Below are 16,220 nucleotides of genomic sequence, written 5' to 3' on the forward strand. Positions count from 1 at the left end.
TGGTGGTTGTTGCCGACCACTTCAGGCTAGGCACGCAACTTGGGCAGGCGCTCAGTGCTCACCCAGAGCCGCCGGAACCTCCGCCACGGTCTCGAGAACGGGCGGTCGGTGCCCTTCCGGCGCGGCGTCGCGCGGGAGATCGGATTCGATACCGATGTAGTCGAGTCCCGCGGCAAGAGCAGCCGCACGGTCAGCGAGGGAGTCGCCCACGTACACGGTCTCCGCGGGACCGATGCCTCGTGAGGCGAGCTGGGCCAAGAATTCGTCGAAGACCCTGCCATCCGGTTTGTGGAACGCGGAACGGTCGGCCCCTTGAACCCCGAGGAACCGCGACACCGGGAATCCGAGGCGTTCCAGATCGGCGTTCGCGAAGTCGGTGTTCGTGGATGTCACCACCCCCACCTCGTACCCGCGGTCGAGCAGACCGGTCACCGCACGCACGGCACCATGGATCTCGGTCTTGTGGAAGTCTGAGGCAATCGACTGGTTGTCGGCACGCATGGTGTCGAGCGGAGCGGAATTCCTGTACAACCGGGCGATCATCGAGTCGAAAGGCATGCCCCAAGCCTCCGCGAGCTCGGCTTCGGTGAGGTCGATGCCGTAGAAGCGGCGCGCCACCTCCTGATGGTGCCTCCACTTGACGACCCTGGTGTGCACCAAGGTGTCGTCCAGATCGAACAGGATCGCGCGCGGCCTGGGTCGCTTCCGACGGATTTCGCCCTTGTCCGCGAGCGTGGCGACGACGCCGCGCGCCGAGGTCGAGAGGACGGCGTCGTCCTCCGCGGTGGCCCACGTGGTCTCCTCGATCTCCGCGGGGTCCTGGTCGTCACCGGGGATGCCGAATGATTCATGTCCGCGCCGGCGCGCGACCAGGAGCCGGCCGTCGACGACGTCGACCCGGTCGACCTCCCCGGACGTCACGATCGGTCGCTCTCGGCGCCAGACGTCACCGATTCCCGCGATCGCACCGCGTACGCACTGCCTTCGGGATTCTCCAGGGTCGAGTGTTTGCGATTGTCATGCATCGCGACCACGGCGATCAGGCCGAGAACCGCCATCACGACCACGTACCACGGGAACACTCCGGCGATTCCCTGGTTCTTCATGAACAGGGCGACATACTCCGCCGATCCTCCGAACAGCGAGTTGGCAATGGCGTACGTGAACCCGACGCCGAGCCCGCGCACGTGGGCCGGGAACATCTCCGCCTTCACCACGCCGGAGATCGACGTGTAGAAGCTGACGAAGAACATCGCGACCACAATGAACACCCCGGAGACCAGGATCGAACTCTGCGAACCAATCAGGGCGAGCAACGGGACCGGCAGAACAATCATCGCGATCACGAAGATCAGCATCGAGTTCTTGCGGCCGATCCTGTCCGACAACGCACCGGCCGCCGGCTGCATCAGGATGAAAAGCAGGAGGCACACGGTCATCGTGTCCGCGACCCGCCCCTTGTCGAAGCCGCCGGTGTTGATCAAGTACTTCTGCATGTAGGTGGTGAACACGTAGAAGACCAGAGAGCCGATGCTCGTGATCCCGAAGACCACCCAGAAGGCGCGGGGGTGCCGGAAGACCTCGAGGAGGCTTCCCGACCCCTTGGCGTTGCGTTCGGAAGGCTTCGTCGTCTCGGTCAGTCCCGACCGCAACCACAAGGACACCAGCGCGGCGAGGGCACCGATCACGAAGGGCAGGCGCCACCAGCCCGCGGAGATCTTGTCGTCGCCGAGGGTGTGCGTCATGATCACCGCGAGGAGGCTGGCCAGCAGCTGGCCACCGACCAGAGTCACGTACTGGAAGGAAGAGAAGAATCCGCGCTTGCCGGAGGTCGCAACCTCGGACATGAAGGTCGCCGTCGAACCGTATTCGCCGCCGACCGAGATGCCCTGGACGCACCGAACCAGGGTCAGCAGGATCGGAGCGAGCACGCCCGCCGTCGCGGCCGTCGGCAGGATCGCCATGGCGAGGGAGCCGGCGCACATGAGCAGGATCGAGGACAGCATGGACACCTTGCGCCCGTAGCGGTCGGAAATCCGACCGAAGATGAAGCCGCCGAGCGGGCGCATGAGGAAGCCGACGAAGAATACGCCTGCCGTGCTCATGAAGGCGCCCGTCTGGCCCGCCCCTGCGAAGAACTGCTGGGCAAAGTACACGCTGAAGAAGGAGTAGACGTAGAAGTCGAACCATTCGACGAGGTTTCCGCTCGAGGCGGCGAGGATCGACTTGACGGTATGCCACGTCGACGGGGTGCGCTCCCTCTGCGCTCCATCAGGGCGGAATGAGGCCATCGTGAGTTTTCCCTTCTCCGGTGCGGTGTGTGGTTCCCCTTGATTTCAGTCGCCTCAGAATACATTCACTGAGAGCTGGATCATAGCCGAGGAGGGGACATTGCGCCTCGGTGCCGGGCCACGGCCGAGCGGCCTCGGCCCCGACGGGGGGGGCGAGGAGGTGGAGGTGGCCAGGGGGCCGGAGGTGGCCAGGGGGCCGGAGGGGCGGAGGGGCGGAGGGGCGCGCCCCGATTCACCAGGCATTCACGCAAATGTCACGGCCCGCACGGGTGTTGCTGGAAGCCTGCGTTTCCCGGGACCCTAGGTTGGGAGCAGTCGGCACCCGCCGACTCGGGGTCCCGGCCTCGACACGATCAGGCAGAGGCCGAACGCCACGAGGCGCCCCGTTCACGACGTCGAAGGGGAACTCATCGTGAGCTCGTCCGTCACCACCTATGTCCTCGACACCTCGGTCCTTCTCTCCGACCCCCGCGCCATGTTGCGGTTCGACGAACACGAGGTCGTGATCCCGCTCGTCGTCGTCTCGGAGCTGGAGGGGAAACGCCATCACCCCGAACTGGGGTACACCGCACGCAAGGCACTGCGGATCCTGGACGAGTTCAGGGAAGAATTCGGGCGGCTGGACCACGACATACCGGTGGGCGACACCGGCGGGACCCTGCGGGTCGAGCTCAACCACATCGAGACCTCCCCATTGCCAGTGGCCTTCGATCGCGGAGAGAACGACACCCGGATCCTCGCGGTGGCCAGGAACCTGAAGGCAGAGGGGTCCGACGTCGTCGTCGTGACCAAGGACGTGCCGATGCGGGTCAAGGCCGCCTCGATCGGGCTGGCGGCCGAACAGTACCTGGCCGAACAGGCCGTCGACTCCGGGTTCACGGGCCTGTCCGAGATCTTCCTGGATCAAGACGAGATGGACCGGCTGTACTCGACGGGGTCGATCGACACCGACGCCGCCGCCGGGGAAGCCGTCAACACGGGACTCGTGCTGACCTCTCCTCAGGGATCCGCTCTCGGTCGAGCCGTCGGTCCGGACACCATCGGACTGGTCCGGGGCGACCAGCAGGTATTCGGGACGGGCGGTCGCTCGGCCGAACAACGCATCGCGATCGATCTTCTGCTCGACGAGTCGGTGGGCATCGTGAGCCTGGGCGGACGCGCCGGAACCGGGAAATCCGCTCTCGCGCTCATGGCCGCGCTCGAGGCCGTTCTGGAGAAGGGCACCCACCAGAAGATCACGGTTTTTCGCCCGCTCTACGCCGTCGGCGGGCAGAACCTGGGATACCTGCCCGGTTCGGAAGGGGAGAAAATGAACCCCTGGGCCGAGGCCGTGTTCGACACCCTCAGCGCTCTGGTCAGCAAGAACGTGCTCGACGAGGTCGTTTCGCGCGACATCCTGGAGGTTCTCCCGCTGACCCACATCCGGGGCCGCTCGCTGCACGACACCTTCGTGATCGTGGACGAGGCCCAGTCGCTTGAGCGCACGGTTCTGCTCACCGTGTTGTCGCGTCTCGGACAAAACTCCAGGGTGGTCCTGACCCACGACGTCGCCCAGAGCGACAATCTGCGCGTCGGCCGGCACGACGGAATCACCGCCGTGATCGACCGGCTCAAGGGACACCCCCTCTTCGGCCACGTGACCCTGACACGTTCGGAACGGTCGGAGATCGCCGACCTCGTGACGGATGTTCTGGAGGACGGCGAGCTGGTGTAGGGGGCTGGTGTGTTGGGCGGGTCGGCGGGTCGGTGGCGGTGAGGCGGCGGGCAGGTCGGGCGGTCTACTTTCGCCGAGGCGGCAATTTTGAGCGGTCCGGCCCGCGAGGCGGCAATCCTGAGCGCTCAGGCCCGCGAGGTGGCGGTTTTGGGACAATATCTTGCGTTTTTCGTCCCGAGAATGCCACCTCGCGGGACAAACAGCCCAAAATTGCCACCTCGAGCACGCGCGGGCTTCGATCCGACACCGCACACGCCGAATTCGGGGCCGCAGCCGCAGAGTTCAGGACCGCAGGCGCCGAATTCGGGGCTGCTCGCGCCGAGTTCAGTGGTGCTTGCCCGATTCGGTGGCGGTTGTCGGCGGGTTCTGCCGAAATCCCACCGACGCTCATCGCTTGTTCAGTGGCGGTTTCCCGATTCGGTGGGGATTTCCCGACGAAATCAGCGGAAATCGACGCCATCCGAGCGCCCTTTCGGTGGCGGTTTCCCGATTGGGTGGCGTTTCCCGTCGTTGGGTGGGGGTTGGAGCGCCACGTAACGACGGCGAGCGCCTCTGAATCGGGCAGGCGCCTCGCTATCTATGATCCGCTGCGGGTCGCACGGCAACGACGTCCGCATGTGGCCGCGTCCCTGGGTCCTGCCGCTGTCGGACCGACCGGATGACGAAGCCGGCGTCCCGGAGCATCCGCAGCATGACGTCACACGGCCACCTGTATGCGGTAGTCACAGCGTGATCGAACGGTTCGGCCCGGTCCTGGAGTTCAACCCGAGTCAACGCCCGCCAAGCCGCCCCACTCTGACGTGCCTCGTCACGGAAGGAAGAATCGTCATCCGGCGACGCCGCTGAGCCGACGGCGTCGCCGGCGTCACTCGCGGGGCTGTCGAAGAACCCGAGAAGCAAGGAGCCGCCCGGGCGCAGGGCAGAATGCAGGGAAACCAGGGCCGATGGGACGACGTCGGGCTCCAGGTGGATGAGGCAGTACCAGGCGAGGATGCCTCCGTACCGCGACGGCGCCCCGGCCAGATCTTGGATATCGCCTAGCCGGAACTCTGCGGCGGGGAACGCACGTCGGGCGATGCTGACGAACTCCGGGACGGGGTCGAAACCCGAAACCCGACAGCCGTGACGACGCAGAAACTCCGTCCAATGACCCGGCCCGCACCCCACGTCGGCAACGGGACCCGTGAGGGCCTGAGCCCATTCGCTCACGGTGACCCGGTCGGCCGCGGCCGTCGCATCCATGGAACCGAGCACCTCGGCGTACTCGGAGGCGCGGGCGGCGTAGGCTTCGGGGACGGTCACGTCCCCCATGATGGACCGCCCATCCCGCCCGTGCGACCCCGCGTGAGGCACAGCCGGGTGATACTCAGTCGCCTGGGGCGCAACCGGGGGAAGCGCGGCCACCTGGGGCACAAGCACGGCCACGCGGGCTGGAAGCGGTGAATCAGTAGCCCAAGGGCGATTGCTGCTTGTTGGCGGACCCCGTCGGCACGTACTGGGGATTGGTCGCGAGCTCCTGCAACCGGGACTTGGGACCGTTGAATCTGCTCCGGTCCGCAACGCTGCCCTTGCTGCTTTCAGTGTGCTGCCAGAAGTCGTAGTCACCCCACGACGCCGGGACGTCGCCCGAGGACCCGCTGCCCCACTTGGCGATCATGAGTGGGCTGTCAATGAAGGCGGTCGTGTCGCCCACGCACTGGTTCCACCACGCGTTGGTCGTGTAGATCATGGGGGCACGGCCGGTCTCGGACTTGTACTCGACCGTGAAATCCTGAATCCAGGCCCTCATCTGGGCCGGAGACTGGTGGTAGCACTGCTCGTCGGCGGTTTTGGCGCTCGGCGTCGGCTCCAGGTCGACCATGCCGGGGAGCGTGGTGCCATCATTGACCCATTTGCCGCCGTGGTCCATGAAGAACCGGGCCTGCTCCGAACCGCTGCTGTGATTGGGGCGGGCAAAATGATACGCGCCCCTGTACAGGCCGGCCTTCCCGATCGCCTTGTACTGCTTGTCGAAGGTCGGCGACGCCCAGTCGCCATCGGTGGCCTGAGCCTGGCCGAACTCCACTCCGGCGGAGGCGACCTCGCTCCAGGGGTAATCGGTTCCCTGGTTCACCGAAATATCGCGGCCTTGGATACCTTCTTTGGGTCCCGCGTCCGACGCCGCCTGGGCAGCCGGCTCCACCAGGAGCGTTCCGCCGAGAACAAGCGCCGCCGAGACCGTGAGGCACGCCGCCCCGCGGCGCCTCAGGGCAGACCATGGTCTCCGACTCGTGGATCGGCTCTCGGATTCGAACATTTTCGTACCTCAATATGGGGTGTCGAGTGCGAACATGAGCATCGGGAGGGGAAGTGGCCCCGGTCCGACCGACTCCTCACGCACGTGACCATGAATAGGTCAGGCGCAAGGCGATGGCCACGACCGTATGGCAAACCAGAACCTATGTCCAGGACCACACACCACAATTCGTCTTTGAAATGACAAGGGCTAACAGTTCACCAGCCCGGAATTCCGCGCAATCTCGGGGTCGGCGGGGCCTGCCGCAGCATTGAATAACACGCATGGAATTAATCTCGAGTTGTCGAGATATTTATGAAAATCGACAAATCGCACAAAGCTTTGTGGACCCTAGACTGGACTCATGACATACGAACTTTCCGATTCAATACACATCGACGCACCCCCCGCGGAGATCTACGACCTGATCTCGGACGTCACCCGGACGGGCGAGTGGAGCCAGCAGTGCTACCGGTGTGACTGGGACGGACCGGGGCTGCACGACGTCGGGGCCACCTTCACCGGCCACAACCGCACGCCCGAGCGCGAGTGGACGACGACGTCGGAGGTCGTCGCCGCCGAGCCCGGAACCCACTTCGCTTGGGAGGTCGTCCCGGCTCGTGTACGTTGGGGGTACAAAATATCCCCAGAGGGCGAAGGCAGTGTTCTCACGGAATACACAGCTTTCTCCGAACAATCCCGGGAATCCTTTCGGCAACGTTTCGGAGAGGACGCAGATCACCAGATCGAAATTCGCAAGGAAGCGGCCGAGTCCGGGATCCCGGAAACTCTCGCGAAGATCAAGCGAATCGTCGAAGAAACAAACTGATACCTCGCGCGCCAGCATTTGTGAATAATTCCACTCATTCTGGCGTAATACTCGTCTCGTGTTTTGAGCACCCACGGCCGAATACGTACCTTGCCGTTATGGCAATTTCGAGACGCAACGTGCTCGCATTCGGCGCGGCCGCATCGGCCGTCACCGGAACAGCACTCATCACCGCACCCGCGGCCCAGGCCGCACCGGCTCCGGCCAACAAGACCATGGAATCCAAGCAGCCGCTGAGCTGCCCGTTGGGGAAGGGGAAATAGGCCGTGGCAGCAATACAGGTCAGTTCTCCCAACTTCACCGAGGGCCGCGAGGGAACGGCCGTGGACCGCATCGTCATCCACTACATCGTGGGAACCCTTGCGGCCGCGGACGCCACTTTCAGCGACCCCAATGCGGGAGTCAGCGCCCATTACGGAATCGGCGAAGGCGAAATCCACCAGTTCGTGGACGAGGCCAATACCGCTTGGCACGCCGGTGATTGGAATTTCAATCTCCGCAGCATCGGCATCGAGCACTCCGCCGACCCGTCCCGTGCACCAACTCAGGACACCTACAACAAATCGATCGACCTGTGCGCAACGATCTGCCGCACCTACGGGCTCGACCCACAGTCGCAGATTGTTCCGCACAGCTTCGTGGTCTCCACCGATTGCCCCGGCACCGTGGACATCCAGGCGATCCGTGACGGAGTCTCCGCGATCCTCTGATTCCCCCGAGCAGTCCACAACCCATCGGCACCGCCGGATTCGCAACCCGGCCCGTCGATGGCCGACTCCCAAGCCCTCGCCCCATCCGCTCTCTGAGCGCGGTGGAGCGAGGGCTTCTTCGTGCGCGACGACAAATTTCTGTGCAGGGTGACGGACGCACCTCGGTGACGCGATCGCCGTCGACGTTTCGCAGCCGCTGGGCCGGAACGACCTTCCGGGCTCGTTGCAATCTTCGTGATCTACGTGCCACGACCGCCCCAGACCGCGCACGAAACCCCGGTTCGCCCTCGCGAGGTGGCAACCACGTGCGGATTTCGCCGCTATTCTGCCCCAAATCTGCCACCTCGCGTCCGGAAAGCCCCCACTACCCCCAGGCCAGCACCAGCCGGGCCGCTTCGTGCGGTATCCCGGGGTCGATTCCAGTCAGCTCCCTGAACCTGTTCAGGTGGTTCTGGACCGTATTGCGGTGGCAGGGTACGGCCGCGGCGGTGTCCGCCACTGACCCGGAACGCAGGAACTGCCCCACCGTGACCCTGATCCGGGCAGCCTCATTGGACCGGGTTCGGTTCAGGTCGTTCTCCACCCGTTCGGCGAGGTCGAAACCGTTTTCCTCGAGCCCGCGCCTCGCCAAACGCGGCCACGCCTGTTCGGGGGTCAGCGCGCCGTCGTCATTCGGTCCCACGGCCTCCGCAATCACCTGGCCCAAACGCAGTTTTTGACGGACGCTGTCCAGCCCCGGCAGGTCGTCGAGCACGGCGCACGGGGCACGGGAGACCAGGTCCCGCACGTGCCCGAGGCGTGAAGGAAAGATCAGCACCGCGTACCCGCCGAAGTTGACCCAGTGCACCGGCAGAGCAGACCGCAATGCCGTGGAGACGACGTCCCGAAGAGTGCGCCCCTCGTCGCCGAGGGCCACGCACAGCACCAACCGTTCGTTGGTCTCGAATCCGACCATGCGCGAGGCCTGCCGCACGGCCTCCGGGCCCATGTCACGACTCAGGACTTGGGTCAGGTATTCCTGACGCAGAACCGACTCCTCACGGACCTCTCGCCGACTCAGTTCGAGGTGGGCCCGGTAGACACCGTTGGCGTAGTCCTCGACGGCGCGCCACAGGGGCTCGGCCAGGTCGACCAAGACGTCGACGTCGTCCGGCTGGCAGATGCGCTTCAGAATCTCCCACAGCACGGTGAAGTCGAGACGCACCGCGGTCAGCAGCGGGTCCAGGTGCACATTCTGCGAGCGCCGTCGCGCGACGAGATCCGTGGCCGTCTCCTCGAGGTCGCCGGCGCGGGACGGTGCGTCGGTGAAAACCTGGGCCATGAGCACGGCGAAGCTTCTCCGGGCGGTGGCCCGGATATCGGACGTGCTCACCAGCCCGTCCCGATAGTCCTCCAGCTCGAGGACGCGCCGTACGTAGGCCTCGACGGTCTCCTCCATGTGGCGTTCCAGCGCGGCCTGAACCTTCGTCATTTTGGTCATCTGCACACTCCATTGCCGGAAAGACGGGGCAGTTTCGCCTTCAGTTGGTCTTTTTACAACTGTAATACTGGTCACTATTACCTGTTTTCGACCGAGGACACACCATGAGCACTCCGCAGCATGCAGGGACTATTCCGCTGGAGGACGAGGGCGAATTCTCGACGACGCTCTCCGCGAAGGAAGCACGCAAGGTCACCTTCGGCGCCCTGATCGGGACAGCCCTCGAGTGGTACGACTTCTTCCTCTTCAATACCGCGGCCGCGTTGGTCTTCAATGTTCAGTTCTTCACCAACGACGACGCGGTCGCCGCGACCCTGAGCTCTTTCGCGACCCTCGCGGTCGGCTTCCTGGCCAGGCCCCTCGGCGGAATGATCTTCGGCTCCCTGGGGGACAAGGTGGGACGCCGGGCCGTCATGCTGATTACCGTAACCGGAATCGGCGCGGCCACGGCCCTCATCGGCCTCCTCCCGACCTACGCCTCGATCGGCGTCGTCGCTCCGATCATGCTCGTGATCCTGCGGTTCTGTCAGGGCATCTTCGTCGGGGGCGAGTGGTCCGGGGCGATGACGATCGCCATCGAAAACGCCCCTCCCGAGAGCAAGGCCAAACTCTCCGCCATCCCCCAAATCGGCTCCCCCATCGGCACCATCCTGGCCTCGGGCGGGTTCTTCCTCGTCTCCGCGCTCGCGAGTCAGGACAGCTTCGACTCCTTCGGCTGGAGGATCCCGTTCCTCGCCGCGATCCCCCTGCTCCTGCTGGCGGTGGTCATGCGGCGTCGTCTGGACGAGTCGCCCGCGTTCCTCCGGGTCAAGGAATCCGGACGTCAGGAGAGCACGCCCCTGCGAACGGTCTGGCGCACCTCGTGGCTCCAGATTCTGGTGGGTGCCGGGGCCGCTTTCCTCGGCGTCGGCGGCTTCTACCTGATTACCACGTTCGTGGTCTCCTACGGGAAACAACAACTGGGAATCTCCCCGAATCTGCTGCTCTTCGGGTCGATTTTCGCGGCCGCCGTGGAAATCCTGGTGCTCATCACCGGCGGAAACCTCGGCTCACGGTTCGGGGCGAGCAAGGTGATCGTCTGGGGTGGAATCGCCTCCGCGATCCTCGCTTTCCCCGCCTTCCTGCTGATCCAGACGGCACAGCCGATCCTCGTGGTTCTGGGCATGACTCTCGGCGTCGCAGCGCTCTCCTACCCGTACGCGACCTCGGGCGCGGTGCTGAGCGCGCTGTTCCCCCTGACCACCCGCTTGTCCGGGATGGCGATGGCGCAGAACCTCTCGGGCGTCGCGGCCGGCTTCGTGCCCCTGATCGCCACGGCCGTCGTCGCCGCCGCGGACAACGCCTGGTGGCCGGCGGCCCTCCTGCTTGTTCTCGTCTCCCTCATCTCCGTGGTCTGCGGCGCCTGCGCACCTCGCCTGAGCCAGAAGATCACCGGATACCTTCACTAAGAAACCACGAGGAAAGGACCTCATGTCACCGTCTCGACGTCCCACGACCTTCGAACTGACCGACGACCGCTTTCTCGCCGACTTCCGCTCCATGAGCGCGCACGGGGCGACGGCGGCCGGGGGTGTGCACAGAGAGGCCGGAACCCCCGCCGACACCGCGAACCGTCACTGGTTCCACGGTCTGCTCGAGGGATACGGCGCGACCGTCGTCTACGACGACATCGGCAACCAGTTCGGACTCTGGGAGCTCGTCCCCGGTCAGCCCTATGTTCTCCTGGGCTCCCACCTGGATTCGCAGCCCTACGGCGGGCGCTTCGACGGTGCCTACGGTGTACTCTGCGGGGCCCACGCCTGCGCGCGCCTCGCCGCCGGAGTGCGTTCGGGTGAACTCAACGCGCCACGCCACAACGTCGCCGTCGTGAACTGGTTCAACGAGGAAGGCAGCCGTTTCAAGCCGTCCATGATGGGCAGTTCCGTCTTCACCGGCAAGAGCACCGCGGCCGACATGCTCGCCGTGACGGACGCCGACGGCGTGACCGTTCGGGAGGCCCTGGACGGCGCGGAACTCCCGGGACCGACGGACGTTCCCCTCTCCCAGTTCAGCAGTTACGCCGAGATCCACATCGAGCAGGGCAAGGACATGGACGAGAAGGGGTACACCATCGGCGTCGTGGAGAAGACCTGGGGCGCCCGCAAGTACCAGCTCACGGTACACGGCTTCCAGTCCCACACAGGGTCCACCCTTCTCGAGGACCGACAGGACGCCCTCTACGGCGCGGCATCGATCATCACCAGCATCCGCGAAATCGGCGACAAGTACACGACCCCGGAGAACCCGTTGGTGACCTCCTGCGGACAGCTGACGGTGGTCCCGAACTCGCCGGTCGTCGTCGCCCGGGGTGCGGAGCTCCTGGTCGATCTGCGGTGCGGTCAGGAGTCGACGCTCCAGGCCGCCGACGACGAGTTCAGGGCGGCACTCCACGACATCGAGGACCGGGCGAACGTGCGGATCGAACTGCGGGGATCCCACGCCTGGGAGGAACAGTCGTACACACCGGAAGGGGTGACCCTGGCCGAGTCCATTGCCGAGCATCTGGGCCTTCCCGCGGTACGGACCCGGACCAGGGCGGGTCACGACTCCACGAACGTCAAGGACGTCCTGCCGACTGTGATGCTGTTCGTCCCTTCCTACCAGGGCATATCCCACAACGAACTCGAGTTCACCGAGGACTCCGACATGGTTGCCGGGCTGAGCATGTTCACCGAGACGCTGAAGGCCCTCGCGACCACGCGACCGGGCACGGACGACGTCGAAGGAGTCTCCGCATGAAGCTCGATCTGCTGATCACCAATGCCCGGATCATCACCATGGATCCGGATCGGCCCCAGGCGCGGTCCATGGGCGTGTGGCACGGTCTGGTCGTCGGATTCGACGAAGAGATCCCCACGGATCACGCCGCCCGTGAGCTCGACCTGGACGGGGCGACCGTGGTTCCCGGCTTCATCGACGCGCACTGCCACACGGCATGGTTCGGTCAGACGCTGCTTGGACTGGACTGCTCCGCCGCGGCGTCGTGGCCGGAGGTGTATGACCTGGTGCGCGAGCGGGCCCAAGCGGTCGCCCCCGGGGAATGGATCCTGGGCGCCGGACTCACACCCTCGGCCCTCACGGGTGACCGCGATCTGAGCAGTCTCGACGACGCGGCCGGCGACCGCCCGCTGTACCTCCGTCACACATCCGGTCATGCGCTGACCACCAACAGCGAGGGGCTGCGCAGGGCCGGGTACTTCGACGGCACCTCCGAGGCACCGGGTGGCGGCGGCATCCCGACCGACGACGCCGGGCGCCCGACCGGACTCGTCGAGGAGAACGCGCAGGAATGCATCCAGAACCTGGTCAAGCCGTATCCGGAGGATCTGATCGTTCGTGGCCTCGACCTCGCCACTCGGCGCTACGCGAGCGAGGGCATCACGAGTTTCACGGACGCGGGGGTCGGTTTGGGCTGGATCGGTCATTCACCCGCAGAGTTCTCGGCGTACCAGGCTGCTGCCGATAGCGGTCGACTCCACGCGAGGGCCCAAGTCATGCCCGTGATGGACACCCTGCACGCGTTACCGGAACCGGGCGAACTCAACGCATCGGTCACCGGCCCCCGCCTGGGCCTTGACCTGGGCATACGCACCGGCGTCGGCGACGACCGCCTCAGCATCGGGCCGGTCAAGATTTTCTCCGACGGTTCCTTGCTGGGAGAGACCTCGGCGATGCACGACGCGCTGTGCGGTGGCAGCCACTCCCGCGGGGAATTCCTGATTCCTCCCGATCGTTTGATCGACGTGGCCGAGCAGGCGTACCGCGCCGGGTGGTCGCTGGCCATCCACGCCATCGGGGACCGGGCGGTGGACGTCGCGATGGACACCATCGAGCACTGCCAGGAGCATCACGGGCCGGGCCCCACCCCCAACCGGATCGAGCACGTGGGCGTGACGACCCCTGACCAGGTGGCACGACTGTCCGAACTCGGCGTCGCCGTCACTCCCCAGGCCGCATTCATCGGGTCCCTCGGGCAGCACATGAGCAGCCTCGTCGGCACCGAGAAGACGGAGTGGTTGTACCGCGGACAGTCTTTCGTGGACGCAGGGGTCTGCGTGGCCGGCAGCTCGGACCGACCGGTTGCCGACGGCCGACCCCTCCTCGGTATTCAGCGCGCCGTGGACCGGACGACCGACGAAGGGTTCATCATCGGACCTGGCGAGCGCATGACCCCCTACGACGCACTCAAGACGTACACGGTCAACGCGGCCGAGGCCACGGGCTTCGGCGATTCCCGTGGCACGCTCGCCCCGGGATACTGCGCGGACTTCGTGGTCCTGGAGTCGAACCCGTTGGAGTCCGCCTCCATCGAAGAGATCGGGATCCTCCAGACCTTCGTGGGCGGTGAGGCCACCTACCGCCGAGCGTGACGAGGGGGGGTGAGGCCGGCGGGGTCCAGGTGAGATCGGCGCGAGGCGGCAACCCCGTGCAGTTTTCGGCCGGTATTCGTCCCAAGACTGCCACCTCGCCGGAAGAGCCGCACCGGGCTGCCGCCCCGATCTGTGCCGTCTAGCTCCGTGCCAGCTCGATCAACTCGTCGACCTTGTCCTGCGGCACCCCGAAACTGACGAGCCGCCCCACAGGGAATGAGGCGATCATCATGTCGAGGTCCATCGGCTCGTCCCCGGCCGGGCCTTCCGAGACCGGGTCGGTTCCCGGCTCGCTCTCGGATTTCTGTTCGGCGTCGTCGGCCTCTGGGTTGCCCATGAACTCGGCCAACCGTTGACGTGCCGCAGGTCCGGCCTTCGGGTGGGCCAGGACTTCACCGAGGGAGGATTCCCGGGTGAGTTCGACGTCGGGATCGTCGCCGTCGATCGAGACCGAGGCCTCTCCCCGAATGTCCCGACTCGAGGCACCGACTTCCACGCGGTAGGTGCCTCCCTCCACCACGAAGCGGTCCACCCGGATATCCCAGTACGCGAGGTCGGAGCGGTCGACGGTCAGCGTCACAAACCGGGTCTGCCCCGAGGCAATCTCGACCGAGGAGAACGCCTTGAGCTCGCGCGGGGACCGGTCCACGGCGGATTCATCTCGCCCGATGTACACCTGCACGACTTCGCGTCCGTCGCGCGGGCCCACGTTGGTCACGCCCACTGAGACGTCGATGTCGCCTTGGCCGTTCACCCGGACCGCGGGTTCCCCGTACTCGAACTCGGTGTAGGTGAGGCCGTGGCCGAAGGGGAAGGCGACGTCGAGGCCGCGTTTGTCGTACCACCGGTAGCCGACGTGGATACCTTCGCCGTACCTCACGTGCCCCAATTCACCGGGGAAGTTGCCGAAGGAGGGGTTGTCCTCAAGCCGGTGCGGGATCGTTTCGCTGAGCCGCCCGGACGGATCGGACGCGCCCGTGAGGATGTCCACGACCGCGGAGCCGCCGGCCTGTCCCAGGAGCCAGCCCTCGACAATCGCCGGCACGGTGTCCGCAAAAGGCAAGGAAACAACCCCGCCATTCGACAGAACGACCACGGTCCGTGGGTTCGCCTCCACGACCTCGTCCAAGAGTTCGATTTGGTCGGCGGGCAGATCGATCGTGGTGCGGTCGAAGCCTTCCGACTCGGCGGCGTCGGGCAGGCCGAGGAAGAGAACGGCGACGTCGCTCGAACGGGCCGCCTCGACCGCTTCGGCGCGCAGGGACTCCGACGGTTCGCCGTCGAACGTGAAGCCCGGAGCGAAGGAGACCCTGTCCCCCGCGGCCCGGGTGAAGCTGTCCAGCGCCGTGTCCACCCGAGTCGGGTTGATGTGGGAGGAGCCTCCGCCCTGGTAGCGCGGGGTCCGGGCGAACTCGCCGATCAAGGCGATGTCCTGTCCCTCGGAGAGCGGAAGCAGCGACCCTTCGTTCTTGAGCAGGACGACGGATCGCGTCGCGGCTTCGCGTGCCAGGGCGTGGTGGGCGTCGACGTCGAGGGGGTCGTCAGGCTTCTCGCGGTGCCCGGATTTCTCGACCAGGTCCAGGACCCGTTGCGCCGCCCGGTCGACGAGCGCCTCGTCCAGGTCGCCGCGGCGCACGGCGTCGACAATCTGGGCGTCCGTAACGCCACCCGAGGACGGCATCTCCAGGTCCAGCCCCGCCGCGACGCCCTTGACCCGGTCGTTGACCGCGCCCCAGTCGGAGACGACCAGACCTTCGAAGCCCCAGTCGTCGCGCAAGACGTCGGTGAGCAGCCACGGGTGCTCCGACGCGTACGTCCCGTTGACCTTGTTGTACGAGCACATCACGGTCCAGGGCTGCGCGTTCTTGACCACGCGCTCGAAAGCACGGAAGTAGATCTCGCGGAGCGGTCGGGGGTCGACGTCGGCCGAGACGCGCATCCTGTCCGTCTCCTGGTTGTTCGCCGCGAAATGCTTGAGGGATGCGCCGACGGTCTGCGACTGCATGCCCCGCACCATCCCAGTGGCGACGACGCCCGCGTGATGCGGGTCCTCGGAGAAATACTCGAAATTACGACCGCACAAGGGCGAACGTTTGATGTTGACGCCGGGGCCCAAAAGAACCGAGACGTCCTCGATCGCGGACTCCACCCCCAGGGCGACGCCGACTTTCTCGGCCAAATCCGGATCGAAGGCCGAACCGAGGCCGACGGCCGGAGGAAAGCACGTGGCGGGGATCGAATCATTGATACCCAAGTTGTCGCTGGACCCCGTCTGCTTGCGCAGGCCGTGGGGCCCGTCCGTCATCATGATCGACGGGACACCGGCCCGGCCAATATTCTTTGTGGTCCAGAAGTCCTTGCCGCTGAGCAGGCTTGCTTTTTCCTCGAGAGTCAGTTCTCGGACGTTCGTCATGGTGTCTCCCTCGATGTCGCTGATTCGGTGGTGGGGTATTGGGGGGGCGTTGGGGATCGTTGGGGGCGTTGGTCGGGTGAAGGGGTGGGTGCAGAAGGG

13 protein-coding genes are annotated in these 16,220 nt (G+C 65.7%); 7 read left to right on the top strand and 6 right to left on the bottom strand.

The window, feature by feature from the left end; translation table 11 throughout:
* Positions 1 to 51: 51 nt before the first annotated feature.
* Together AB0Y14_RS11995 and AB0Y14_RS12000 are read right to left on the bottom strand one after the other, a co-directional pair.
* Positions 52 to 921, bottom strand: coding sequence for an HAD family hydrolase (locus AB0Y14_RS11995; RefSeq protein WP_436589494.1), 870 nt, complete (start codon positions 919 to 921; stop codon positions 52 to 54).
* On the bottom strand, positions 918 to 2,291 hold the full coding sequence (locus AB0Y14_RS12000) for an MFS transporter (protein WP_436589495.1): 1,374 nt from the start codon (positions 2,289 to 2,291) through the stop codon (positions 918 to 920). Before AB0Y14_RS12000 ends, AB0Y14_RS11995 begins: the two co-directional genes overlap by 4 nt.
* 475 nt (positions 2,292 to 2,766) lie before the next feature.
* Between AB0Y14_RS12000 and AB0Y14_RS12005 the strand changes: the two genes are divergently transcribed.
* A complete protein-coding gene (locus tag AB0Y14_RS12005; protein WP_436589518.1) occupies positions 2,767 to 4,005 on the top strand; it encodes a PhoH family protein in 1,239 nt (412 codons plus the stop codon).
* Between the two features lie 573 nt (positions 4,006 to 4,578).
* Here AB0Y14_RS12005 and AB0Y14_RS12010 read toward each other — a convergent pair.
* Together AB0Y14_RS12010 and AB0Y14_RS12015 are read right to left on the bottom strand one after the other, a co-directional pair.
* The gene (locus AB0Y14_RS12010) at positions 4,579 to 5,307 is read right to left on the bottom strand and encodes a class I SAM-dependent methyltransferase (protein WP_436589496.1); all 729 of its coding nucleotides are present in this window, start codon (positions 5,305 to 5,307) and stop codon (positions 4,579 to 4,581) included.
* A 142-nt stretch (positions 5,308 to 5,449) separates the two neighbouring features.
* Positions 5,450 to 6,301 carry a GH25 family lysozyme gene (locus AB0Y14_RS12015; protein ID WP_436589497.1) on the bottom strand — a complete coding sequence of 284 codons (852 nt, stop codon included), beginning with the start codon at positions 6,299 to 6,301 and terminating at the stop codon, positions 5,450 to 5,452.
* A gap of 343 nt (positions 6,302 to 6,644) precedes the next feature.
* On the opposite strand from AB0Y14_RS12015, the gene AB0Y14_RS12020 reads away from it, so the two are divergent.
* The 3 genes from AB0Y14_RS12020 to AB0Y14_RS12030 all read left to right on the top strand — a co-directional run bounded on the left by AB0Y14_RS12020 (position 6,645) and on the right by AB0Y14_RS12030 (position 7,819).
* Positions 6,645 to 7,109, top strand: coding sequence for an SRPBCC family protein (locus AB0Y14_RS12020; RefSeq protein WP_436589498.1), 465 nt, complete (start codon positions 6,645 to 6,647; stop codon positions 7,107 to 7,109).
* A gap of 98 nt (positions 7,110 to 7,207) precedes the next feature.
* Positions 7,208 to 7,372, top strand: coding sequence for a hypothetical protein (locus AB0Y14_RS12025; RefSeq protein ID WP_436589499.1), 165 nt, complete (start codon positions 7,208 to 7,210; stop codon positions 7,370 to 7,372).
* 3 nt (positions 7,373 to 7,375) lie between these two features.
* Positions 7,376 to 7,819 (top strand): N-acetylmuramoyl-L-alanine amidase, encoded by a 444-nt coding sequence (locus AB0Y14_RS12030; protein WP_436589500.1) that lies wholly within the window; start codon positions 7,376 to 7,378, stop codon positions 7,817 to 7,819.
* Between the two features lie 364 nt (positions 7,820 to 8,183).
* Here AB0Y14_RS12030 and AB0Y14_RS12035 read toward each other — a convergent pair whose 3' ends face one another.
* Positions 8,184 to 9,299 carry a helix-turn-helix domain-containing protein gene (locus AB0Y14_RS12035; RefSeq protein WP_436589501.1) on the bottom strand — a complete coding sequence of 372 codons (1,116 nt, stop codon included), beginning with the start codon at positions 9,297 to 9,299 and terminating at the stop codon, positions 8,184 to 8,186.
* Positions 9,300 to 9,403: 104 nt separating this feature from the next.
* Between AB0Y14_RS12035 and AB0Y14_RS12040 the strand changes: the two genes are divergently transcribed.
* The 3 genes from AB0Y14_RS12040 to AB0Y14_RS12050 are packed head-to-tail and all read left to right on the top strand — an operon-like array spanning position 9,404 to position 13,708.
* Positions 9,404 to 10,747 (top strand): MFS transporter, encoded by a 1,344-nt coding sequence (locus AB0Y14_RS12040; RefSeq protein WP_436589502.1) that lies wholly within the window; start codon positions 9,404 to 9,406, stop codon positions 10,745 to 10,747.
* Between the two features lie 22 nt (positions 10,748 to 10,769).
* A complete protein-coding gene (locus AB0Y14_RS12045) occupies positions 10,770 to 12,077 on the top strand; it encodes a M20 family metallo-hydrolase (RefSeq protein ID WP_436589503.1) in 1,308 nt (435 codons plus the stop codon).
* Entirely contained in the window at positions 12,074 to 13,708 is a 1,635-nt protein-coding gene (locus tag AB0Y14_RS12050) for an amidohydrolase (RefSeq protein ID WP_436589504.1), read from the top strand. Before AB0Y14_RS12045 ends, AB0Y14_RS12050 begins: the two co-directional genes overlap by 4 nt.
* A 139-nt stretch (positions 13,709 to 13,847) precedes the next feature.
* Here the strand turns inward: AB0Y14_RS12050 and AB0Y14_RS12055 are convergent, their stop codons facing one another.
* Positions 13,848 to 16,121: a glycoside hydrolase family 3 C-terminal domain-containing protein gene (locus AB0Y14_RS12055; RefSeq protein WP_436589505.1), complete on the bottom strand. Its 2,274-nt coding sequence runs from the start codon at positions 16,119 to 16,121 to the stop codon at positions 13,848 to 13,850.
* Between the last annotated feature and the right edge of the window lie 99 nt (positions 16,122 to 16,220).

This window comes from Rothia sp. HC945 (genome assembly GCF_051370785.1).
GTDB lineage: Bacteria > Actinomycetota > Actinomycetes > Actinomycetales > Micrococcaceae > Rothia.

Bases quoted from the DNA above. Each gene is read 5' to 3' on its own strand.
- AB0Y14_RS12000 (WP_436589495.1), bottom strand. From the start codon at position 2,291: ATGGCCTCATTCCGCCCTGATGGAGCGCAGAGGGAGCGCACCCCGTCG.
- AB0Y14_RS12005 (WP_436589518.1), top strand. From the start codon at position 2,767: ATGTTGCGGTTCGACGAACACGAGGTCGTGATCCCGCTCGTCGTCGTC.
- AB0Y14_RS12015 (WP_436589497.1), bottom strand. From the start codon at position 6,301: ATGTTCGAATCCGAGAGCCGATCCACGAGTCGGAGACCATGGTCTGCC.
- AB0Y14_RS12020 (WP_436589498.1), top strand. From the start codon at position 6,645: ATGACATACGAACTTTCCGATTCAATACACATCGACGCACCCCCCGCG.
- AB0Y14_RS12025 (WP_436589499.1), top strand. From the start codon at position 7,208: ATGGCAATTTCGAGACGCAACGTGCTCGCATTCGGCGCGGCCGCATCG.
- AB0Y14_RS12035 (WP_436589501.1), bottom strand. From the start codon at position 9,299: ATGACCAAAATGACGAAGGTTCAGGCCGCGCTGGAACGCCACATGGAG.
- AB0Y14_RS12040 (WP_436589502.1), top strand. From the start codon at position 9,404: ATGAGCACTCCGCAGCATGCAGGGACTATTCCGCTGGAGGACGAGGGC.
- AB0Y14_RS12045 (WP_436589503.1), top strand. From the start codon at position 10,770: ATGTCACCGTCTCGACGTCCCACGACCTTCGAACTGACCGACGACCGC.
- AB0Y14_RS12050 (WP_436589504.1), top strand. From the start codon at position 12,074: ATGAAGCTCGATCTGCTGATCACCAATGCCCGGATCATCACCATGGAT.
- AB0Y14_RS12055 (WP_436589505.1), bottom strand. From the start codon at position 16,121: ATGACGAACGTCCGAGAACTGACTCTCGAGGAAAAAGCAAGCCTGCTC.